The organism is Streptomyces sp. BE20 (assembly GCF_036322525.1).
GTDB lineage: Bacteria > Actinomycetota > Actinomycetes > Streptomycetales > Streptomycetaceae > Kitasatospora.
Genome location: NZ_JAQYWW010000552.1, coordinates 23,641 through 44,809 on the forward strand (window position 1 = coordinate 23,641; position 21,169 = coordinate 44,809).

Genomic DNA, 21,169 nt, shown 5'->3' on the forward strand with positions numbered 1-21,169 from the left:
GCACACATCGGTCCGGCACGCGCCCAGGGCGCTCCGAGGACACCGGGCAGTCCGGCGCGAACGGTCCTCAGAGATGCTGCACGGTGGCCTGGAGGAGCCCGCGGTCCCACCGGGTGGTGGGCGAATCGGGTGACGCCTGACATGGCCTCACTCCTCGGGGGCAGAAGGGACAGCATCTGTTCCGGCCAAACGCTCGGAGGTGCACATGTCCACCACCATGGTGTTGCTGGTGGCGCCGCTCGTCCTCGCTGCCGTACTGGCGGCCACCGGCCCGCGCACGGCGTCCCGGCACCGCGGCCCCCGCGCCGTCGTCGGTCGTGGTGACGACGCGTACCGGCCCCGGCACGCCCGGCCCTCGCCCTGACGCCCTGCCCTGACTCTCCGCCCTGGCTCCTCGTCGGGGTCCGCTGCGCGAGTCACACCGTTCCACCGGGCCGCCCCGGCATCGCCGGGGCGGCCCGGTGCGTCGTACCCCGGCGGTCGTACCCTGGCCGTCGTGGTACGTCGCGCAGCGGCGGGGCGGGCCCCCGCCGTACCCGTCCCGGGTCAGCGCCCGCGCCGCCGCAGGTCCGGGGCCAGGGGGAGCTGATCGCCGGTGGCACCGGTTTCGAGGCGCGCGTAGTCCGGGTGGTCCAGCCGGTGGTGGACGTAGATCTGGTCGGCCCACGGCGGGTCGAACGGCGTGAACGCGCGCAGGCCCAGGACGCGGCCGACCACCCGGTCGGACCGCTCGGCGTTGAAGTCGGCGACCGCGGCGGCTTCGCCGATCTGCTCGACGGTCCCCGGAAGGTCGTCGAGGTAGCAGGTGACCCGCGGCAGCAGGTGCCCGTGCGCGGAGCCGCGGAACAGGTCGAGGGCGGTCGCCGTCGAGGAGTAGTAGTCCAGGTCGAGGGAGACGAAGCCCACCGGATGATCGCGCAGCACGTCCGCGTGGGTGTCGAGGTAGTCGGGCAGCGTCCGGGCGAGGTCGCCGATCACCAGCTCGGACGAGCCCAGGCGGGCCCGCAGCCGGTCGTGGTCCATGGTGTAGAAGCCGGGACCGAACAGGTAGGGCATGTCCCGGGGGTCCTTGGCGGGGGGCATGCCCGAGCCGCCGTCGAAGCCGACCACCCGCACCGCCACACCGGTGGCGGCGGCGTAGTACCGGGCGTGCTCGGCGAGCGCCAGCAGCCCGTTGCCCCCGGCCACCCCGAACTCGACGACGGTGACACCCGGGTGCCCCAGCCGCGCGGCCGACTCGGTGGCCCGACGCACCCCGTACGCGTAGTGGGGCCGCTCGACCAGCCCGAACCGGTACGCCGGCGCCGAACCGACTCCGGGCAGCCGCCGCAGCAGCCGGTTGCGCACCGCGTTCCGGGTGCCGGACTTCGACCAGTCCCACAGCACGTCGGCCAGCCCACCGGCAGGCCGCCGTCCGAACGGGTGACCCTTCTGGGCGGTCGTCCCCACATTCCTGCGCACCATGGCACTCCCCACACGACGAAGCGGTCGGGGGCAGCCTTCCCGTCCACCCCGCCCGCCCAACCGGTTCGCCGCAGGGCGCGGCCGAGAAGTCGTGGGGGACGGTCGCGGCCGTCCGTCCTCCGGAAGGTCCGGAACGGGTCGCCGGATCCTCGGCGGGCCGTGCGGCACCGGCGCGGGTAGCGTGCTGCGAGGGGGAGCGGCGCAAGGAGGGTCATGCCTGACGCCATCGTCATCGGCGCCGGCCCCAACGGGCTGGTGGCCGCCAACATCCTCGCCGACGCCGGCTGGCAGGTCGACGTCCTGGAGGGCCGGTCCGAGCCCGGTGGCGCCGTCCGCAGCGACCGGGGTGTCCACCCCGACTACGTCCACGACGTGTTCAGCTCCTTCCACCCCCTCGCCGTCGCCTCGCCCGCCATCGGCGCGCTGGACCTGGGCGCGTTCGGCCTGCGCTGGAGCCACGCACCCACCGTGCTGGCCCACCCCCTGCTCGACGGGCGCGCCGCCACGCTGCACCGGGGCGTCACGGCGACCTGCGCCGGCCTGGAGGGCGCGTTCGGCGGGGCGGACGCCGAGGCGTGGCAGCGGCTCTCACGGCTCTGGGACGACCTGGACCCGTATCTCCTGCGCACGCTGTTCACACCGTTCCCCCCGGTCAGGGCGGGTGCGGCGATAGCCGCCCGGCTTCGGGCCGCGGGCGGACTGCGGGCCCTGCGGTTCCTGACCCTTCCGGTGCGCCGTCTGGCACAGGAGGAGTTCACCGGGCCCGGCGCCGGCCTGCTGCTCGCCGGGTGCGCCCTGCACGCCGACCTGCTGCCGGAGGGAGTCGGCAGTGGGGCGTTCGGCTGGCTGATGGCGATGCTCGGCCAGCAGGTCGGGTGGCCCGTCCCGGTCGGCGGCGCCGCCGCGCTGACGGGCGCGCTGGTGCGGCGGCTGGAGTCCTCGGGCGGAAGGCTGCACTGCGACGCCCCGGTGGTCGAGGTGGTCGTACGCGGCGGGCGCGCGCTGGGGGTGCGGACCGCCGACGGCCAGGCGTACCGGGCCCGCCGCGCGGTCCTCGCGGACGTCGCGGCCCCCGCCCTGTACGGCGGCCTGGTCGGGTGGGAGCACCTGCCGTCCTCGATGCGCGCGGACCTCCGCCGCTTCCAGTGGGACCTCTCCACCGTGAAGGTCGACTGGGCCCTGAACGGAGCCGTGCCGTGGACGGCGCCCGCGACGGCCGGCGCCGGGACGGTGCACCTGGGGGCCGATCTGGACGAGCTGAGCGACTACGCGCTGCAGCTGGGCACGGACCGCCTGCCGCGTCGCCCGTTCGTGCTGTTCGGGCAGATGACGACGGCCGATCCCGTCCGCTCCCCGGCCGGCACCGAGTCCGCCTGGGCCTACACCCACGTCCCCCGGGCGATCAAGGACGACCTGGGGCCCGACGGCATCACGGGCAGCTGGGACCCGCGGGAGGCGGAGGCGATGGCGGCCCGCATCGAGGACCAGGTGGAGCGCTTCGCCCCGGGGTTCAAGGAGCGGATCGTCGCCCGGCGGATCCTCACCCCGACGCTGCTGCAGGAGCTGAACCCCAACCTGGTCGGCGGCGCGATCAACGGCGGCACCGCCGCGCCGCACCAGCAGCTCGTCTTCCGCCCCGTCCCGGGCACCGGGCGTCCGGAGACGCCCGTCGCCGGGCTCTACCTGGCGTCCTCGTCCGCGCATCCCGGGGGCGGGGTCCACGGCGCCTGCGGGGCCAACGCCGCCCGCGCGGCCCTGCGCGCGCACCGGCTCCTGGCCGGCCGCGTGCTCGCCCCGGGCCTCGCCGCGGCGCAGCGACTGCTGTCGGGCCCGCGCGAGCACCCCCACGACCACGACTGACGACCGCCGGAGCGCGCGGACCGGGCGGACCGGGCCCGACGACGCGCCGAACGGACAACCGGACAGCCCGGCGATACGGCAACACGGCACCACGGCAACACGGCAAGCACCGAGGAGGAGTCGCATGGCACGGCGCCAGCAGTTCATCGCATGCCCGCCCGAAGCAGTCTGGGGCGTCCTGGCCGACGGCCACAGCTACGCCGAGTGGGTGGTCGGGACGCAGGACATCGAGCACGTCGACCCCGGCTGGCCGGCGGTGGGCGCGGCCCTGCGCTACCGGGCCGGTCTCGGCCCGCTCACCATCGACGACAGCTGCACGGTCCGGATCTGCGAGCCCGGCACCCGCCTGGAGCTGGAGGCGAAGGCCGCACCGTTCGGCACCGCCCGCATCGCGTTCACCCTCATCCCCTGGGGTGCCAACACGCTGGTCCTCCTCGACGAGCACCCCCTGACCGGCCCCGGCTCGCGCTTCGAGGGACCACCGAGCGAATTCGTGCTGCACCTGCGCAACCGCAGGCTGCTCGGCAACCTCGCCCGGGTGGCGGTCGAGGAACACCGGCAGGCCACCGGAACCGGTGCCGGCCGGCCCGGCGGGTGACCGCGTTCCGCAGGTCGGGCTCACACCGAGGGGATTGACCGCGGCCGGTGCGGACAGACGCCCGTCATGGCACCTCGGTTCAGACACGCACACGGGCCCGACGGCCGGGAGAACGACGCCGGGCCGGGCCCGAGCCGACGGGTCACGGAAGCGGCCCCGGACTCTCCCGGCGACCTCTCCCGGCGCTCGTGGTGGGCCGCACTGCGCCGCACCGGCAAGGAGTTCCTGGAGGACGAGCTGCCCGACCGCGCTGCGGCCCTCACGTACTACGGCGTCCTGGCGATCTTCCCGGCCCTGCTCGTCCTCGTCTCGGTGCTCGGCGTCATCGGGCAGTCCGCGACCGGTGCCGTGCTGGACAACCTGCAGAACCTGGCACCCGGCGCCGCCCGCGACATCCTGCGCGACGCCGTCGACCAGCTCCGGAACTCCGGCGGCGGCGTCAGCTCGGTTCTGCTGGTCGTGGGCCTGGCGGGCGCCCTGTGGTCGGCGTCCGGCTACGTGGCCGCCTTCATCCGCTCCTCGAACGCCGTCTACGACATCCGTGAGGGCCGCCCGGTGTGGAAGACCACACCGCTGCGCCTGGGCCTGACGCTCCTGCTGATGGTGCTGCTGGCGGCGAGCGCGGTGATCGTCGTGTTCACCGGCCCGCTCGCGGACCGGGTGGGCCGCGCACTCGGCCTGGGCGGTACCGCGCTGACGGTGTGGTCGGTCGCCAAGTGGCCGGTCCTGCTGGTCCTCGTCGTGCTGATGATCGCGGTGCTGTACTGGGCCGCGCCCAACGTGCGGGACCGGGGCTTCCGGTGGGTGTCCCCGGGCAGCGTGCTCGCGGTCGTCCTCTGGATGGCGGCCTCCGCCGGGTTCGCCCTGTACGTCGCGAACTTCTCCTCCTACAACAAGACCTACGGCACGCTGGCCGGTGTGATCGTCTTCCTGGTCTGGCTGTGGATCTCCAACCTCGCCATCCTCCTCGGCCTGGAGTTCGACGCCGAGCTCTCCCGGGAACGCGCCATCGAGGGCGGTCTGCCCGAGAAGGAGGAGCCCTACGTGCGGCCCCGCGACACCCGCACCTGGCCCGACGACGAGAAGACCTAGCCGGCCGGGCTGCCGCGGCGGCCCGGCTCGGAGAAGGCCCGGAGAAGGGTCAGAGCACGGTCACCCGGGCCCGGGCCCAGGAGGTGTGGTCGAAGGCCGTGTTGCCGTTGGCGTCCTCGACGACCAGGCGCAGCAGACGCACGCCCCGGACGTCGACGTCGACCTCGACCGGACCGGAGGCGCCGGTGAGCTTTCCGGTGGTGAAGAGCACCTTGCCGTCGCCGTGGACCGACGCCTTCGTCGCACCGAGCGCGGACTGCCGGGTGGAGAAGTCGTCGATGCCGACGAGCGCCGTGAACCGGTTCCCCCGGGCGCCGAGGTGGTAGACGATCTCGGACGGTGCGTGGACGCCCAGGCCCTTGGCGTACGTCGTGCCGGCGAAGGTGATCGGCGTGCCGTCGCCGGCCTCCTTGCGGCCGTTGGAGGTGTCGCGTTCGACCGGGCCCCAGCCGTTGGTGGCCGACACCCAGGTGAGGTCGCTGAGGTAGGCGTTCGCGGTCGGCGGGGCCGGGAGGAGAGGTGTCCGTCCGGTCGCGGAGAAGGCCAGCGGACCGCCGGTGGAGCGGGCGCCCGCGGTGACGGCCAGGGACCCGTCCGTGCCCGGGGCGGCGCCGGTCGGCGCGGTGACCTCCCACGTCACGGTCAGGACGGTGCCTGCGGCGAGCTCGGTCCGGCCGGTCGGCCCGGTCGGCCGAACGACCCAGCCCGCCGGGGCGCCGAGCGTGAGGAGCGCGTCGCTCCAGGACCGGGCGGACGCGTTGCCGAGGGTGGCCGAGACCGTGAACGGCACGCCCGGCGCGGCGTACGCGGGGACGGTCACGGAGAGCCCGAACGGCTTGCGCGGGTAGGTGTCGCGCCAGGAGGCGCGCATCAGGGCGACGAGGTCGGTGACGACGGAGGGGTTGAGGCCCGCGACGTCCCGCTGCTCGCCGAGGTCGCTCGCCAGGTCGTACAGCTCGACCTGCCACTGGGTGTCGGGGAGGGTGCGGTCCCGGACGGGCGCGAACCGCACGGCCTTCCAGTCGCCCTTGCGGACGGCCTCCGCGAGCCAGGTACCGCGACCCTTGTCCTGACTGTTGGCCCGGCTGGTGACACCGCGTTCGTCGCGGTACCAGTAGAGGTGCGTGTGACGGGCCGCGTCCGTGCTGCCGCCGAGCAGCGGGGCGGCGGACAGGCCGTCGAGGTCGGCGGGGGCGGGCGCGCCGGCGAGTTCCGCGAGGGTGGGCAGTACGTCGGTGAGCGGGGTGGGGCGGTCACTGACGCCCGCGCCGATCCGGCCGGGCGCCCAGGCGATCAGCGGGACCCGGATGCCGCCCTCGTAGAGGTTGCGCTTGTAGCCGCGCAGCGGGCCGTTGGCGTCGAACAGGTCGGGGTCGACGCCGCCCTCCTCGTGCGGGCCGTTGTCGCTGGTGACGAGGAGCACGGTGTCCTCGGCGATGCCCCGCGCGCGCAGCCGGTCGGCGACCCTGCCGACGAGCGCGTCGAAGTAACTGATCTGCGCGGCATGCCCCTTGTTCTCCTGCGACCAGGCGCGTGCGGCGTAGGCGCTGCTGTCGGGGATGTCACTCGGCGCGTGCGGGACGTTGGGGGTGAGGAACAGTGCGAAGGGCTCGGCGGCGTGCGCGTCGATGAACTCCAGCGCGTGCTGCTCGATGAGATCGGGGGCGTACCGGCCCCTGGCACCGCCGGCGTTCGCGGGGACGGTCTCCTTCACCCCGTTGTGCCACAGGTACTGCGGGTAGTACTGGTGCGCGTGCCCGTGGTCGATGTAGCCGTAGAACTCCTCGAAACCACGGGAGTTGGGGTGGCTGGGCTGGTCGCCCTGCTCGGGCCCGAAGCCCCACTTGCCGATCAGCGCGGTGCGGTAGCCCCGGCTGCGCAGGACCTCGGCGAAGGTGGTGTCACCGTCACCCAGCGACCCCTGGGCGCCGTTGGGGTTGGCCCGGACGGCGGAGTGTCCGGTGTGAAGGCCGGTGAGCAGGGAGGCGCGCGAGGGCGCGCAGACGGCGGCGAGCGAGTAGGCGTCCGTGAACCTGAGACCCTCCGCGGCCAGTCGGTCGATCCTCGGGGTGTCGATCAGCTTCTGGCCGTAGGACCCGAGGTCCCCGTAGCCGAGGTCGTCGGCGAGGACCACGACGAGGTTCGGGGCCCGGCCACCGGTGGCCGCACTGCCCGGGGCAGCATCGCCCGGGGACGTGCTGCCCGTGGCCGCGGCCCCGGCCGGCGGGGCCGGCAGCGCGGTGAGGCCGAGGGCCGCGGCGGACCCGGTGAGGAACCGGCGACGACTGGACATCGGGTGCTCCTGGAGGCGAAGGGGCGGACGGCGGGAACGGCGGATGCGACGGCGGGCGGGGGACGCCGCCTGTGCCGGTGCGTCCATCCTCCTGAGCGGCCGGCCGGATACCCATGCATGCGGCATGACAAGGATGTGAAGCCGTCGTCGTCAATCGCCGTCGTCATTCGCCGCCGTCATTCGCCGCCGTCACCCCGGACCCTCACCGAACCTCGGGCCGAGGACTCGGTGGAGGGCCTCCGTGGCAGGCCGGGAGAACGACTGCGGCGTCATGGAGCCGGGGCTGTTCACGACCGACTACACCGTCCCGGGCGGCCTCAGCCCCGACGACCTCCACGCGTGCGCGAAGGTCCTTGCCGTGAGTGCGCCCGTCGGCGCCGAGATCGCCGAGTTCGAGGGGAACGGCTCCGCGACGGCCGACGACCTCGTCGCCGCGATCGAGCCCCTCCTCACCGAACCTCGCAGCTGAACGGAGGGTTCGTCGGACCGGACGTGCCGGTCGGCGAGCCCGGTCCGTACCCGGAGCGGCTGCGGCGGCGTTCGAGAATCAGCACAGGGCAGTTGGACCGGACCCTCCGTCAGTTCGTGACGCAGGTCCGTTCCACTCTCCTTGGTCGCCGTGACCGCACGACTGTCCGGGACCGTCGCACTGCCGCCGGGAGCGCCCGGATCCCGGCATCAGCCCTGGACGGTGTCGGGAAGCGGGGCTTCGTCGGGCCGGGCAGGTGCCGTGCCGGTCGTGTCGTGGATCGGGCGGCGGGTGCGCTCCGCCCAGGCCGCCACCGGCGGGCCCGCCGCGCCCAGGGCCGCGAAGAACACGCCGAGGAGCAGCCAGCCCGCGTGCCCGAGTCCGAGGACCGCCGTCGTCAGGACCACCGGAGCCAGGGCCTGCCCGGCGTTGAACCCGAGGCCGAAGAAGCCCTGGTACTGGCCTTGGGCGTGGTCGGGGGCGAGGCCGAAACCGAGGGCGAAGCCGCCCGAGGACTCCCACACCTCTCCGAGGCTGTGCACGCAGACGGCGAGGACGGCGAGCGCCGGCGCGATCCAGGTCGGAACGTCCGCGGTCAGCGCCATCAGGGGGCAGCTGACCAGGAAGAGCAGCCCGGCGACGCGGAACGCCCGGCCGCCCTGGCGCGGTGTCTCCACCCGCGAGCCGATCCTGCTCTGGAGCAGCACGCACACCCCGCTGTTGACCGCGTAGACGGCCGCCACGGTCCACCGGGGCGCATCGGTGTGGGCGGAGAGCCAGATCGGCAGGAGCAGGGAGACGGTCTGGTACTGCAGGCCCATGGCGCCGTAGAGCGCGGTGAAGCACACGTACGGCCGGTCGGACAGGACGGCCCAGCGGTGGTGTTCCTTCGGCCGGGGCAGGGGATGGTAGTCGGGGACGCCGATCAGGGCGATCAGGCCGGCACAGGCGAAGCTGGCGGCGTTGGCGAGGATGAGCGCGGTGTACGCGGGGCGGCTGTTGACCGAGACCGCGAAGGCGGCACCGAGGGTGCCCAGGACCACGCCGAGGTTGACGAACGTGCGGAGCTTCGCCCTGAAGGCGGCCGGTCGTTCACCGCCGGTACGGGCGATGAGCGCACCACCTGCGGCGCCGCCCGCCGTGGCCGCCAGCCGGTCCAGGGTGGCGATGAGCGTGAACGTGAGCCAGCTGTGGATGAGGACGAACGAGGCCATCGTCACGGCCTGCATCGCGAGGGCCGCCAGCCAGACCGTGCGCGGCCCGTACCGGTCGGCCAGGTTCCCGGCCGGGATCCCGGCGAGCAGCCCGACCAGCCCGGCGATCGTGAGGCCGAGACCGACCTGCGCGGCGGGCAGGTGCACCACCAGCGTGAAGTAGAGCACCGCGGCGGTGTTGAACAGCCCGTTGCCCACCCGGCTGACGAAGCTTGCCGCGATGAGGGCGCGCTGCGGACCGGTTTGCGCCGGCGCGCCGGATATCTTCACCCCGACACTCTTCATGATCATGTCGAACAGGCTAACAGCGCCCCCGTCGGCCCCCTCCGTGCGGTCCGTAACGACTCTGCACGTGCCGGCCGGTGGTGCCGGTGGTGCCGGAACACGGTGCGCGAGCCGGGGCCCGACCCGCCGGGCACGAGAGGTTCCGCCTCACATCCTCGGCGTGGAGGCGGCGGCCGTGATCGCCCGCAGCGCGGGGCTGTCGTGTCTGACGGGTCGCCAACGGATCGCCGACGGGCCGGCGTTCGACGGGCGTCGCCCCGCCGGCTCCCCTCGGCCGTCCCGTGGTTCAGACGTAGTCGACGCTGTAGACGACGTCGGCCGAGTACTCGAACCTGTCGCCGAGCGTGACCGGGGCGCTGGCGAGCGTGAGCACGGCGTCGGTGACCAGTTCCTTCCCCTGGCCTGCCGGGAACGGGAGCGACGTCCCCCGGCCGGGGCCGCCGCCGAGGTAGTCGGCGGTGCTCGCCCGGTCGTCGTCGTCCTGGGGGACGCTGCCCGAGTCGTCCTCGGTGCCGTCGACCCAGACGCGGACCGTCGCGGCGGCGTCCGGCGGCGAGATCGTGAGGTCCGGCCCTGCCGGGACTTCGAGCATGTCGCCGGTGGTCATCGGCTTCCACGAGACCGGAGGCGACATCGCCGTCGCGGAGCCGCCGGTGATCCCGAAGGTGAACTCGCCGGATCCGCTGCCGATCTTGTCGCTGTCCTCGTGGCAGTGGAGCCGGGCCAGTCGGGCGCGAACGACGCGCTGTTTGGTCCTGACAACCTCCGGGGGCGTGGCGGGGGCGAGGCCGGTGGTGTTCCAGACGATGTCGTAGTCGCCCGCTTCGTTCCAGGCCAGGATCGTGAACCACAGTTCCTGGTTGGTCCGCAGGGGGATGTGGCCCGGGGTCGCCGCAGAGATCCGGTCCACCACGGAGACCCGGTGCACGATCGCGGGCCGGGGGGAGACGGCGTCGGCGATCACGTCCGGCGCGAGGAAGACCGGGTGGCCGAAGCTCTCGGTCTGGGGCGTGCTGCCCAGGAGCTGGACACGGGCCATGGTCCGGCTCTGGGTGACGAACGCCATCGAGACGAACGTCCCGCCCGGGGTCACCATGACCCGGGGCTTGTCGCCGCATCCGGTCAGGAAGGTGGCGTGACCGCGTCCGATGGAGGGGAAGTCCAGGGCGCCGAGGGTGAGCCGCCTCGGCTGCGGGTTCTCCGCGAGTTCGGCGCTGCCGTGCCCTCGGTTGAACAGGCGCAGCTGGTAGATGCTGCCGAGTGGAACGGCCTGGACGGTCGGGCTGGTGGGGCTCTCGGACACCGGGCCGGGGCGCAGGGTGAAAGGCGGTAACGGGGCCGTTGCCGGTACCCCGGCCGGGGTGAAGGGGAGCGTCCGTTCCCAGAGCTCCAGGTGGGTCTGCCCGCCGACCGAGTCGCTCGCGTCGAGGTGGAAGACCGCGCCGCCGGCGAGGGCGATGGCCGCCGTGCGGTCCGGAATCAATCTGACCATGGTGTCCTCGCTTGTTCGGTATCGGCGGTTCGACGGTTCGACGGTTTGACGGCCCGGGAACGGCGCGGGCCGGTCCGGTCCGGCCCGGCCCGGATTCAGGCGTAGGTGACGGAGTAGACGACGGTGGTCGAGAAGCTCAGCAGCTCGCCGTCCGTGGTCGGAACGCTGTGGAGCACCAGCGGCTGGTCGGTCACCTGTTCGCGGCCCTCGCCCGCGGGGAAGCTCAGCGGGGTTCCGCGCCCCGCGCCGCCGCCGAGCCGGCCGGCGGTGCTCGCACCGTCGTCGGAGTCCGACGGGAAGCTGCCCGAGTCGTCCTCCGTGGCGTCGACCCAGACGACCACCCTGTCGTCCGTGAACGGGGCGACCAACTGGAGGGCGGTGGCCCAGGCGGGGAGGGGAGTCATGTCGGACCTCAGGGCCATGGGATCCCAGGTGAAGGTCTGTGTCACCGTCCTCGCCCCGCCGGTGAGGCCGAAGGTGAAGTCCGCCTCGCCGAAGCTGTGCCTGTCGCTGTCCTCGTAGCAGTGGACGGCGGCCACCCTGGCCTCGACGATCCGGTTCTTGACCTTGATCTTCTCCGGTGGTGTCGCGGGGGCCTCGCCGGTCGTGTTCCAGACGAAGTCGAAGAAGCCCGCCGCGTCCCACACCACGATCAGGAAGAAGAGCTCGGTGCCGGGTCGCAGCCCGACGTGGGACGAGGTGAGCGGCGAGCGCAGGTCGTCGATCAGCGAGAACTCGTGCATCAGCGCGGGCCGGTCGGAGGTCGCGGTGGCGATCACCTCCTGGTTGCCGAAGAAGGGGTGCCCGGTCAGCGGTGCCACCTGGGGCGGGCTGTCGGAGATCTGGACCCGGGCCATGACCGGGGCGCTCGTCGCGAAGGCGGCCGTCACGAACGTGCCGCCCGGCGTGAGGAGGGTCTGAGGTCTCTCGATACACGCGGTGAGGAACTTGAGGCGCGTCTTCGGGCCCGCGCAGGGGGTGTCGACCCTGCCGACCAGCAGCTCCGGCGGCGGCTTCTCCGCCAGCGCGGCGCTGCCCCTGCCCTTCTCGAAGAGGCGGGCCTGGTAGAGGCCGCCCACGGGGACGTCCGCGTGCAGTGCGCGCGTGGGGTGGGGCGGGTCCCAGACGGGGCCGAGGACGAACGGGGGAGGCGGCGGCGCCGCCGGATCGAAGCGGACCGTCCGGTGCCAGATCTCCAACCCGACGGCTGTTCCGGACGGGTTGACCGTGAAGTCGGCCGGGCCGGTCCCGCCCGCGTTGACGGCGATCCCGGTCGGGTCGTTCGGAGTGAACCTGACCATCGCAGGCCTCCTCGCGTCTACTCCCTTCCATCATCACCCCGCACCGGACCGACCGCCGGATCACCGGCCCCGGCCTTCGCGGGACAACCGTTCCCGCCGGGCGGTGCGGGACGGCCGACGGCTCCGGCTCCTCCGGTTCCTGTGCCCTCCTGTTCCTGTGCCCTCCGGCCGGGTGGGGCCGGAGGGCACAGGAACAGACGCGTGCGGCGGGCGGTGGGCGGTGTGTCAGGTGGTGATGGTGGCGACAGGGTCGAGGCCGTAGGTGCGGGCGTAGCCGTTCTCGGTGCCGACGAGGAGGTCGACGACCTCGAAGTAGCGGTCCCAGAAAGGGGTTTCGCGCAGCGCGTCGATGAGGAGCTGGTACGCGTGGTGGTCGTCGGCCTCCCACACCCAGACGTCGGTGACGCGCGCGGAGTAGAACTCGGTGTCGTAGAAGCGTGACCGGACGCCGGTCGTCCTGGCCTCGATCACGGGCAGGACCTCGGTGGTGAAGGCGTCGACGCGTTGCCGGACGGTCAGGGCGAGCCACTCGGGCGTGGTCTTGACGAGCATGAACGCGGTGACCGGCGATGCGGTCTTCTCAGCGGGCATCAGGGTGTCTCCAGAGCGGCAGGTGGCATCGGTGCGGTGGGGCTTCAGGAGAGGACGGCCGGCTTGAGCGTCCGGGCGCACCACTGCTCGAAGCCGGTGGGGGAGGCGGTCTGCGGGGTGCGGGCGACGCCGGCGTCCAGGCCCTGGTCCTTGGCGCGCTTCATGTCGACGATGCCCTGGACGAACGCGTCGTCGAGGCCGTAGCCGACGAGGGTGGCGTACAGCGCGTCGAGCGACTGGCGTTCGTAGCGGACGGGGCGGCCGAACTGTTCGGTCATGATGCGGGCCAGGTCGTTGGGGGAGAGGTCCTGCGGCCCGAGGACCGGGACGCTGCCGGTGCCGGTCCACGAGCGGTCCAGCAGCAGGACTTCGGCCGCGGCCGCGATGTCGGCGGCGGCGACGAGCGGAGCCCTGCGGTCGGCGTCGACGGAGTCGGTGAAGCAGCCCTTCTCGCGGATCGAGTCGGCCTCCTCCAGGAGGTTCTCGAAGAAGGACGGGTTGGCCAGGGCCCGGTAGGCGACGCCACTGTCGGCGATGAGGTCGTCCAGGGCGAGGGAAGCGGTGACGAGGCCGGCCCGGTCGGCGAGCGGGGTGCCGCGGCCGAGCGCGGAGACGCCGACGACATGGCCGACGCCGTGCGCCGCGAGCGCCCTCACGGCCGGCCCGCTGAAGCCGCTGTAGGCGACCTGTGGGGACGGGGCGGCGACCGGGGGGACGAGCCAGAAGACCGCGTCCGCACCGTCGAAGGCCCGGTCGACGACCTCGGCGTCCCCGTGCGAGCCGACGACCACCTCGACGCGTCCGCGCGCCGCGTCCGGAAGCCGGGCGGGGTCGCGCACGATCACACGCAGTTCCTCGCCTGCGGCGGGGGCGGACTCCAGGAGCCGGGAGAGCAGGTGACGGCCGATGTTCCCGGTGGGAGCAGTGATGACGATCATGAAAACCTCGCAGGTCGTGCTGGTCGGTACGCCCCTCATCCTGCTGAGGACCCCGGTGCTGCCACAATGGGAACGTCGGCACGGAATCATTGACGGAAACGGAATAATGCTGGTGAACAGCCCGGATTCGGCCCTCGACGCCAATCTCGCCATCGCGTTGGACGCCCTGCTGGCCGAGCAGAGCGTCACCCGGGCCGCCGCCCGCCTGCACACCTCGCCCGCCGCCATGAGTCGCACGCTCGCCCGCCTGCGCCGTACCCTGCAGGATCCGCTGCTGGTCCGGGCCGGGCAGCGCATGGTCCCCACCCCCCGCGCCCTGGCCCTGCGCGACGAGGCCGCCGCCGTCGTGCAGCGCCTCGGAGCCCTGCTCAGCCCCGATGCCGGCGTCGACCCCGCCACCCTGCGCGGCACCTTCACCCTCCAGACCGCCGACCTCGTCGGCGCGGCCCTGGCCCCCGGACTGCTGCGCCTGGCCGAGCAGGAGGCGCCGGGGGTCTCGTTCCGGCTCCGGGCCGAGGAGTTGGAGGCCGGCCCGGCCCTGCGCGACGGCCGGATCGACCTGGAGGTCGGGTCCATCGACCACGTGGACCCCGAGACCAGGGTCGAGGAGCTGGTCAGCCTCCGCATGGTGGCGGCCGTCCGGCCCGGCCATCCGCTGACCGAAGGACCCCTGACCCCGGCCCGGCTCGCCGCCGCCCACCACGTCGCGGTCAGCCGCCGCGGCCGGTTCACCGGCCCCCTCGACACCGCCCTGGCCGAGCAGAACCTTCACCGGCGGGTCGGCATCGTCCTTCCCAGCCACCTGGCCGCCATGACCCTCGCCGCCCGCAGCGACATCGTCTGCCTCGTCCCTGCCGCACTCCCCGGCGCGGCCCCCTCACCCCTCACCGGCGACGCCGTCGCCCTCGGACTGCACCTCCTGGACCTCCCCCTGACGCTGCCGCCCGTGATCGTCGGGATGGCCTGGCACCCCCGCCATGCAGCCGACAGGGCCCACCACTGGCTCCGCAACGCCATCCGCCGGACCCTCCGTCCGCCCGGGAGCCCGACCGCGTGAAACAGAGCCGGCTGTCCCGGCGGCTGCGTGCGCCTCGTCGGCCCGGCCGAGATCGAGCAGGCACTGGCCGGAGTCGACCGCGAGGTCCGCGGGGCTACCTTCGAGGTCACTGTCACCCGGACCGGCCCGGTCACCCTCACCGAGCACGACGCGCACGAGTGGGCCGGGCCCGACGAGATCCCAGCCGTCAGCGACGCCGTACGGGAACTCGTCACCCGCTGATCGTGCACCGTGAGCTCATCGACCTGGTCCACGGAGACGGATACGACGCCTTCTGTGTGGGTGCACTCATCGTCCGCCACGGCCGGCTCCTGATGCTCCGACGTACGGCGTCGGACTCCTGGGCCGGCCGTTGGGAACCGCCCGGCGGCGTCGAGACCGGCGAATCCCTGGCCGAAGCTCTCGCACGTGAGGTCCAGGAGGAGGAGGCCGGGCCGGCCATCGCCAGCGCTGTACATCGGCCACCTGGACTACCCAGCCCGCGAGAACCCCCTGCTGCCAGCAGGGGGTTCTTCTTCGCCGCCGAGGAACCGCCCGGTCAATGGCCGGTCCGGATCAACCAGACAGAACACGATCGCTTCGCCCGGTCCACGGCTGACCGTGTCCGGTCGACACGGCCTGACCTCCGCGCTCTCGTTACCCGGCGGCTGGCGCTTACGGCCCGGAGCGGCGCAGGGCCGCCGGGCGACCGGCGTGAGGGCCTCGGACGGCCCGAGGTTGACGACCCGTCAGAAAGAACTCTTCGAGCCGGTACGGATGGTGGAATCTGCTGGCCTGTCGGACGGCCTTCGCGGCACCCGCGCCCGCTACCCTGGCGTCGGCGGCGCCCCCACCGGGCGCGCCGGCCCTGCGGATGATCAGCTTCGACCCTCACGGGAAGGTGGGGCGACATTCCATGAGGACGCCATGAGCACGTTCGTACTCGTGCCCGGCTTCTGGCTCGGTGCCTGGGCCTGGGACGCGGTCGCCGCGCCGCTGCGCGCCGCCGGGCACACCGTCCACCCGGTGAGTCTGACCGGCCTGGCCGAGCGTGCGGGCGAGGCCGGACCGGAGGTCGGGCTGGAGACGCACATCGCCGATCTGACCGGTCTGATGGTCCGCGAGGACCTCCGGGAGGTCGTCCTGGTCGCGCACAGCGGCGGCGGAGCCCCGGCCACCGGCGCGGCCGACCGCCTGCCCGGGCGGATCCGGCGGGTCGTCTACCTCGACAGCGGGCCACTCCCGGACGGCGCCGCCCTGCGCGACCTCTGGGAACCCGCCTACCGGGCCCGCGCCGAAGCGTCCCTGGTCGGCGGCTGGCGGCACCCGATGCCTCCCTGGGACGAACTGGCGGCGAGCGGCGCAAGCCTGGACGGCCTGGACCGGGAGACCCTCGACGACATCCGGGCGCGCGCCACCGATGTGCCGGTCAGGGTCTTCACCGAACCGCTGCGGCTCACGGGCGGCGGACAGGCCCTGCCGAAGGCGCTCGTCTCCTGCTCGTTCCCGCTGGAGCAGATCCGCGCGATGATCGCCTCCGGGGAGCCGTACTTCGCCCCGCTCGCCGGCCCCGAGTGGGAACTGCGCGAACTGCCCACCGGCCACTGGCCGATGTTCTCCCGGCCCGCCGGGACCGCCGTGGTGCTGGAGGAGTTGGCGGCGCTCTGAGGAACGATGGGCTGCCGCGCCGCACCCGTCGCCGCTTCGCGCGGCCGAGCCCCGTCCGTGGGCCGCCTTCCCTCCGTGGGCTGCCCTCCGGCCGACGAGAATTCGGGGTGGTGTGGCGCGGAGACGAAGGGGAAGACGGTGCCAGGGAGCGTCGGTGACGGTCCCTCACCACCGCCCCGTCGAGGAGGACCACCCATGAGTCAGCCCGTCCCTCCGAACCTTTCCGTCGTACGCCTCGCCACCGAGGCCGCCGATCTTCTGCGTGCCGCCGGTACGGCTCCCCAGGGTGGCCGTCCGGGCCTGCTGCACACCGCCGAGGCGGCCGAGACCGTCGCTGCGCTCGCCGGAATCGCCGCGCGCCTGCCGGAGCTGCTGGACCAGGTCGAGGCCTTCCTCAGCAGCGAGCAGGCCTCGGGCCGGATCGCGCCCGCCACCGAACCGGTGGGCGACGCGGCGTTCGACGTCATCCGGGCCGCCCGCGATGCCCGGGACCAGCTGTACGAGGCGAGTCGCACCGCGGCTCTGCTCGCCGAGGTCCTGGCGGCTGCCGCCGGCACTCTCGCTCCGCTGGGCGGGTCCCGGACGGCCGGAGGGCCCCTCACGCCCCACGTCTGAGCGCCCGCCCGGACGCGGACGCGCCGGTCGACGTGCTGCCGAGAGCCGGGGCCGCCTGCGCGGCGCGCGGGGACCGGACCGGCCGGCCCCCGCCGTCAGGGACGATCCTTCGGACGGCTCAGACGATGCGACGGGCGCCGGAGGAAGGGACGGCCGTGAAGGTGCGGGGAGCGGCGTAGGCGGCCTGTCGGAAGGCGGTCTCGACCGCGGTGGTCACGGTGGGCGCGGTGTCGGCCGCGACGAGCGCTATCACCGAGCCGCCGAAGCCGCCGCCGGTCATCCGGGCGCCCAGCGCGCCGGCGTCGACGGCGGCCTCGACGGCGAGGTCGGTCTCCGGGCAGGAGACGCCGAAGTCGTCGCGCAGCGAGGCGTGTCCGCTGGTCAGGATCGGGCCGAGGGCGTGGAGGTAGCCGCCGTGGAGGAGAGCGGCGGCCTGCTCGACGCGCGCGTTCTCGCTCACCACGTGGCGTACGAGCGGGCGTAGTTCGGCCGGCAGGCGGTCCAGCGCCGCCGGCAGCCTGTCCGGGGTGAGGTCGCGCAGGGCGGGGAGGCCGAGGAGGGCTGAGGCCCGCTCGCAGCCGGCCCGCAGCTTCGCGTACTCGCCGTCGGCGAGGTCGTGCTTGACGCGGGTGTCGATGACCAGGAGCCGCAGGCCGGCGCCCTCCAGGTCGAACGGGACGTGACGGGCGGACAGGTCCCGCGTGTCGAGGAACAGCGCCTGGCCCTGCCGGGCGCACACCGAGGCCATCTGGTCCATGATTCCGCAGGGCACGCCGACGAACGCGTTCTCCGCGCGTTGGGCGATCCGGGCCAGTTCCTTCCTGGTCAGCCCGAGATTGTGCAGGCCGTTGTAGGCGGCCGCCATGACGCATTCGATCGCTGCCGAGGAGGAGAGGCCGGCGCCGGTCGGCACGTCGCTGTCGATGTGCACGTCGGCACCGCCGATCGGGCATCCGGCTTCGCGGAGCGCCCAGACGACGGCGGCCGGGTAGCGGGCCCAGCCGTCCACGCTGCCGGGGGAGAGGGCGTCGATGTCCAGTTCGACGGTCCGGCCGTCCCCCTGCTCGCTGTAGAGGCGAAGAACCCGGTCGGCGCGGGGGCGGACGGTGGCGCGGGCCGCCTGGGTCAGCGCGATCGGCAGGACGAACCCGTCGTTGTAGTCCGTGTGCTCGCCGATCAGGTTGACTCGGCCGGGGGCGGCCCAGACCCCGGTCCGGGCGGGGGCCGTCGCGCCGGCGGCGGTGTGTACCGGGCTCATCGTGCGTGCTGCCTCTCGGTGCTCTGCCTCGGGACGAAGGTCCGGGCGTCGGTGACGGTGTCGTCGAGGTCGGGGTGGCGCGGGGTCCTGCCGACATGGGCGGCGCCGCCCGTGACCGGGTAGCTGCTCATGACGAGACCTCCCGCAGACGCTGTGCGGCCGCCTCCGGCGACACGTCGTTGACGAACGCGTCCATCCCCGACTCCACACCGGCGAGGAACTTGAGCTTGCCGGCCGTCCGTCGGATCGTGAACAACTCCAGATGCAGGGCCAGTTCGGGGGCACCGACGGTCGGTGCCTGGTGCCAGGCCGCTATGTACGGGGTCGGCGCGGCCTGTCCGCCGCTCCCCTCCTCGACGAACAGGCGGTCGAAACGGCGCAGCAGTTCCAGGTAGAGGCCGGGGAACTCGGCGCGCTCCGCCTCGTTCAGCTGCGTCAGGTCGGCGACCCGCCGGTTCGGATAGAGGTGCACCTCGTAGGGCCAGCGGGCGGCGAACGGAACGAACGCGGTCCAGTGCTCACCGGCCAGCACCACGCGTACCGGATCGGCGTGTTCGGCCGCCAGCACGTCCTCGAAGAGGTTGCGGCCGGTGGTGACGCGGTGCCAGTCGGCCTGCTCGATCATGCGGGCGGTGCGCGGCGGGACGAACGGGAAGGCGTAGACCTGTCCGTGCGGGTGGGCGAGGGTGACACCGATCTCGGCGCCGCGGTTCTCGAAGATGTACACGTGCTTGACGTCGGGCAGCTGGGACAGCTCCGCGGTCCGGTCCGTCCACGCGTCGAGGACGAGGCGGGCCCGGGTCTCGGTCAGGTCGGCGAACGACGATCCGTGGTCGGCGGTGAAGCACACCACCTCGCAGCGCCCGGCGCCCGGCTCCGCCTTGGCCACCGGGTGGCCGAGGCGCTCGGGGTCGGCACCGATGGCCAGGGCGGGGAAGCGGTTCTCGAACACGACGACCTGGTAGTCCGGGGCGGGAATCTCGCTGAGCCGGCCGTCACGGGAGGGGCAGAGCGGGCACTCGTCCGCGGGCGGATGGTAGGTGCGGGCCTGCCGGTGCGCGGCGATGGTCACCCAGTCCCCGGTGAGCGGGTCCCTGCGGATCTCGGACAGGCTCGCCGCCGGCTCCAAGGGACGCTGGTCGACCGAGCGGGCTCGGGGAGTGGCGTCGTCCTGGTCGAAGTAGAGGAGTTCGCGGCCGTCCGCGAGCTTGTCCGAGGTCTTGATCATGGCTTCCTTCCCTGCCGGGCCTGTCTCGGCTACCCGTACTGAGCAAGCCTCGGGTTCATATTCGAACACAAAGAAACAGAAGTCAACAATCAGGTGTCGTGAAATGGTGGGTGAGCACTGCGGGGCGGAGATCCCCCGCCGGCCGGCCGGCCGCTGCCGCCGCCCGGGGCGACGAAGGAGGGCGACGACCCGCACCACGTGGTGCGGGTCGTCGCCCTCCTTCGTCGTGTCAGCGGCTCAGCAGGTCGATCTCGGCGAGCTCCTCCTCCGACAGCGGCCCGCCGTCCAGCGCGTCGATGTTCTGGTCCAGCTGGGCCACGCTGCTCGCCCCGATGATCACCGAGACCACCCGGGGGTCGCGCAGCACCCACGACAGTGCCAGCTGCGCCAGCGTCTGGCCGCGCCGCTCCGCGACCTTGTTCAACGCGCGCAACTGCTCCAGCTTGGCGCCGGTCAGCGCCTGCTCCTTGAGGAAGTGTCCGACCGACATCCGAGAGCCGGTCGGCACATTGCCCGTGAGGTAGCGGTCCGTCAGGAGCCCCTGAGCCAGGGGTGAGTAGGCGATCAGACCGGTCCTGGTGTGGCCGACCGCCGCCAGGAGGCCGTCCTCCGGGGCGCGGTCGAGGACGGAGTACCGGGCCTGGTTCAGCAGCAGCGGCGTGCCCAGGTCGCGCAGGATCGCCGCCGCCTCCCGGTGCTCGGCCGCCGGGTAGTTGGAGATGCCGGCGTACAGCGCGCGGCCGGAGCGCACCGCGTGGTCCAGCGCCCCCATCGTCTCCTCCAACGGGGTCTCGGGGTCGTGGCGGTGCGAGTAGAAGACGTCCACGTAGTCCAGGCCCATCCGCCCCAGCGACTGGTCGAGGCTGGCCAGCAGGTACTTGCGGCTGCCGCCGTCCCCGTACGGGCCGGGCCACATGTCGTAGCCCGCCTTGGAGGCGATGAAGAGCTCGTCCCGGTACGGGCGGAAGTCCTGCGCGAACAGGTGGCCGAAGTTGCGCTCGGCGCTCCCGTACGGCGGGCCGTAGTTGTTCGCCAGGTCGAAGTGGGTGACCCCCCGGTCGAAGGCCCGGCGCAGTACCGCGCGCTGCACGTCCAGCGGCTGGGTGTCACCGAAGTTGTGCCACAGCCCCAGCGAGACCGCGGGCAGCTGCACACCGCTGTGTCCGGTGCGGCGATAGGTCATCGAGGCGTAGCGGTCTTCCGAGGCATGGTAGTTCATGTCGCACATCCTGCCAGTTACCCACCAGAACGTGAACTCAAATCAACAGGGAACAACGTTGCGTCCGAGGACGGTTCGGACGTTAGCCGTCGGACCGGACGGATCCCGTGACAGAACCGAACGGCGGCTCGACCGCGCCGAAGCGGTCGGCCCCGGTGATCCACTCGCCGCGGCGCATGACGGCGACCAGGTCGTGGGTGGCGGAGTCGAGCACCACGAGGTCGGCGTTCTTGCCGGGTTCCAGCGTGCCGACCGAGTCGGCGAGGCCGAGCAGGCGGGCGGGGACGGTGGAGAGCGACTCGACGGCCTGGTTGAGGGTCAGTCCGTTGACGGCGACGGAGCGCTTGAACGCCGCGTCCAGGGTGAGGGTGGAGCCGGCGATGGAGCTGCCGTCGAGGAGCATGGCGACGCCGTCCTTGACCTCGACCTGGAGGGGGCCGAGGGGGTAGAGGCCGTCGCCCATGCCGGCTGCGCCCATGGCGTCGGTGATCAGCGCGACGCGGGAGGAGCCGGCGGTGCCGTAGGCGAGGTCGAGGACGGAGGGGTGC

The 21,169-nt window shown here is 73.2% G+C and carries 22 protein-coding genes; 10 read left to right on the top strand and 12 right to left on the bottom strand.

Going from position 1 to position 21,169, the window contains the following annotated elements; translation table 11 throughout:
* The first annotated feature begins 205 nt into the window (after nucleotides 1–205).
* Nucleotides 206–364: a hypothetical protein gene (locus PUR61_RS09250; RefSeq protein WP_329877627.1), complete on the top strand. Its 159-nt coding sequence runs from the start codon at nucleotides 206–208 to the stop codon at nucleotides 362–364.
* 182 nt (nucleotides 365–546) lie between these two features.
* On the opposite strand, the gene PUR61_RS09255 is transcribed toward PUR61_RS09250, so the two are convergent.
* Nucleotides 547–1,464: a hypothetical protein gene (locus tag PUR61_RS09255; protein WP_329877629.1), complete on the bottom strand. Its 918-nt coding sequence runs from the start codon at nucleotides 1,462–1,464 to the stop codon at nucleotides 547–549.
* Between the two features lie 213 nt (nucleotides 1,465–1,677).
* Here PUR61_RS09255 and PUR61_RS09260 point away from each other — a divergent pair, with 213 nt between their 5' ends.
* From PUR61_RS09260 to PUR61_RS09270, 3 genes are all read left to right on the top strand, one after another.
* Nucleotides 1,678–3,324, top strand: a complete 1,647-nt coding sequence (locus tag PUR61_RS09260) for a phytoene desaturase family protein (RefSeq protein WP_329877631.1) — start codon at nucleotides 1,678–1,680, stop codon at nucleotides 3,322–3,324.
* Between the two features lie 124 nt (nucleotides 3,325–3,448).
* Nucleotides 3,449–3,922 carry an SRPBCC family protein gene (locus PUR61_RS09265; protein ID WP_329877633.1) on the top strand — a complete coding sequence of 158 codons (474 nt, stop codon included), beginning with the start codon at nucleotides 3,449–3,451 and terminating at the stop codon, nucleotides 3,920–3,922.
* A 66-nt stretch (nucleotides 3,923–3,988) separates the two neighbouring features.
* Complete coding sequence (locus PUR61_RS09270; protein WP_329877635.1) at nucleotides 3,989–5,014, top strand: YihY/virulence factor BrkB family protein; 1,026 nt, start codon at nucleotides 3,989–3,991, stop codon at nucleotides 5,012–5,014.
* A gap of 49 nt (nucleotides 5,015–5,063) precedes the next feature.
* Here PUR61_RS09270 and PUR61_RS09275 read toward each other — a convergent pair whose 3' ends face one another.
* Complete coding sequence (locus PUR61_RS09275) at nucleotides 5,064–7,307, bottom strand: sulfatase-like hydrolase/transferase (RefSeq protein ID WP_329877637.1); 2,244 nt, start codon at nucleotides 7,305–7,307, stop codon at nucleotides 5,064–5,066.
* A 241-nt stretch (nucleotides 7,308–7,548) separates the two neighbouring features.
* Here PUR61_RS09275 and PUR61_RS09280 point away from each other — a divergent pair, with 241 nt between their 5' ends.
* Entirely contained in the window at nucleotides 7,549–7,776 is a 228-nt protein-coding gene (locus PUR61_RS09280; protein WP_329877639.1) for a hypothetical protein, read from the top strand.
* A 209-nt stretch (nucleotides 7,777–7,985) separates the two neighbouring features.
* Here the strand turns inward: PUR61_RS09280 and PUR61_RS09285 are convergent, their stop codons facing one another.
* The 5 genes from PUR61_RS09285 to PUR61_RS09305 form a co-directional block, all read right to left on the bottom strand.
* On the bottom strand, nucleotides 7,986–9,281 hold the full coding sequence (locus PUR61_RS09285; protein WP_329877641.1) for an MFS transporter: 1,296 nt from the start codon (nucleotides 9,279–9,281) through the stop codon (nucleotides 7,986–7,988).
* Between the two features lie 280 nt (nucleotides 9,282–9,561).
* Nucleotides 9,562–10,767 carry a hypothetical protein gene (locus PUR61_RS09290; RefSeq protein ID WP_329877643.1) on the bottom strand — a complete coding sequence of 402 codons (1,206 nt, stop codon included), beginning with the start codon at nucleotides 10,765–10,767 and terminating at the stop codon, nucleotides 9,562–9,564.
* Between the two features lie 95 nt (nucleotides 10,768–10,862).
* Complete coding sequence (locus tag PUR61_RS09295) at nucleotides 10,863–12,068, bottom strand: hypothetical protein (RefSeq protein ID WP_329877645.1); 1,206 nt, start codon at nucleotides 12,066–12,068, stop codon at nucleotides 10,863–10,865.
* Nucleotides 12,069–12,293: 225 nt separating this feature from the next.
* A complete protein-coding gene (locus tag PUR61_RS09300; protein ID WP_329877647.1) occupies nucleotides 12,294–12,659 on the bottom strand; it encodes a darcynin family protein in 366 nt (121 codons plus the stop codon).
* 44 nt (nucleotides 12,660–12,703) lie between these two features.
* A complete protein-coding gene (locus tag PUR61_RS09305) occupies nucleotides 12,704–13,597 on the bottom strand; it encodes an NAD(P)H-binding protein (RefSeq protein ID WP_329877649.1) in 894 nt (297 codons plus the stop codon).
* A gap of 106 nt (nucleotides 13,598–13,703) precedes the next feature.
* Between PUR61_RS09305 and PUR61_RS09310 the strand changes: the two genes are divergently transcribed.
* The 5 genes from PUR61_RS09310 (at nucleotide 13,704) to PUR61_RS09325 (ending at nucleotide 16,916) form a co-directional block, all read left to right on the top strand.
* A complete protein-coding gene (locus tag PUR61_RS09310; protein WP_329877667.1) occupies nucleotides 13,704–14,654 on the top strand; it encodes a LysR family transcriptional regulator in 951 nt (316 codons plus the stop codon).
* Nucleotides 14,655–14,681: 27 nt separating this feature from the next.
* Nucleotides 14,682–14,876, top strand: coding sequence for a hypothetical protein (locus tag PUR61_RS09315; protein WP_329877651.1), 195 nt, complete (start codon nucleotides 14,682–14,684; stop codon nucleotides 14,874–14,876).
* Nucleotides 14,877–14,932: 56 nt separating this feature from the next.
* Entirely contained in the window at nucleotides 14,933–15,511 is a 579-nt protein-coding gene (locus PUR61_RS45250; RefSeq protein WP_443035141.1) for an NUDIX domain-containing protein, read from the top strand.
* Nucleotides 15,512–15,560: 49 nt separating this feature from the next.
* On the top strand, nucleotides 15,561–16,301 hold the full coding sequence (locus PUR61_RS09320) for an alpha/beta fold hydrolase (RefSeq protein WP_329877653.1): 741 nt from the start codon (nucleotides 15,561–15,563) through the stop codon (nucleotides 16,299–16,301).
* A 195-nt stretch (nucleotides 16,302–16,496) separates the two neighbouring features.
* Nucleotides 16,497–16,916, top strand: a complete 420-nt coding sequence (locus tag PUR61_RS09325) for a hypothetical protein (protein ID WP_329877655.1) — start codon at nucleotides 16,497–16,499, stop codon at nucleotides 16,914–16,916.
* A gap of 118 nt (nucleotides 16,917–17,034) precedes the next feature.
* Here the strand turns inward: PUR61_RS09325 and galK are convergent, their stop codons facing one another.
* The 5 genes from galK to PUR61_RS09350 all read right to left on the bottom strand — a co-directional run.
* A complete protein-coding gene (gene galK, locus PUR61_RS09330) occupies nucleotides 17,035–18,174 on the bottom strand; it encodes a galactokinase (RefSeq protein WP_329877657.1) in 1,140 nt (379 codons plus the stop codon).
* Nucleotides 18,171–18,305, bottom strand: a complete 135-nt coding sequence (locus PUR61_RS09335) for a hypothetical protein (RefSeq protein WP_329877659.1) — start codon at nucleotides 18,303–18,305, stop codon at nucleotides 18,171–18,173. The genes galK and PUR61_RS09335 overlap by 4 nt, the downstream gene beginning before the upstream one ends.
* Complete coding sequence (gene galT, locus PUR61_RS09340) at nucleotides 18,302–19,402, bottom strand: galactose-1-phosphate uridylyltransferase (RefSeq protein WP_329877661.1); 1,101 nt, start codon at nucleotides 19,400–19,402, stop codon at nucleotides 18,302–18,304. The genes PUR61_RS09335 and galT overlap by 4 nt, the downstream gene beginning before the upstream one ends.
* A gap of 229 nt (nucleotides 19,403–19,631) precedes the next feature.
* Nucleotides 19,632–20,621: an aldo/keto reductase gene (locus PUR61_RS09345; RefSeq protein WP_329877663.1), complete on the bottom strand. Its 990-nt coding sequence runs from the start codon at nucleotides 20,619–20,621 to the stop codon at nucleotides 19,632–19,634.
* Between the two features lie 82 nt (nucleotides 20,622–20,703).
* Nucleotides 20,704–21,169 (bottom strand): amidohydrolase family protein (locus PUR61_RS09350; RefSeq protein WP_329877665.1); only part of this gene is annotated, 466 nt, incomplete at its 5' end.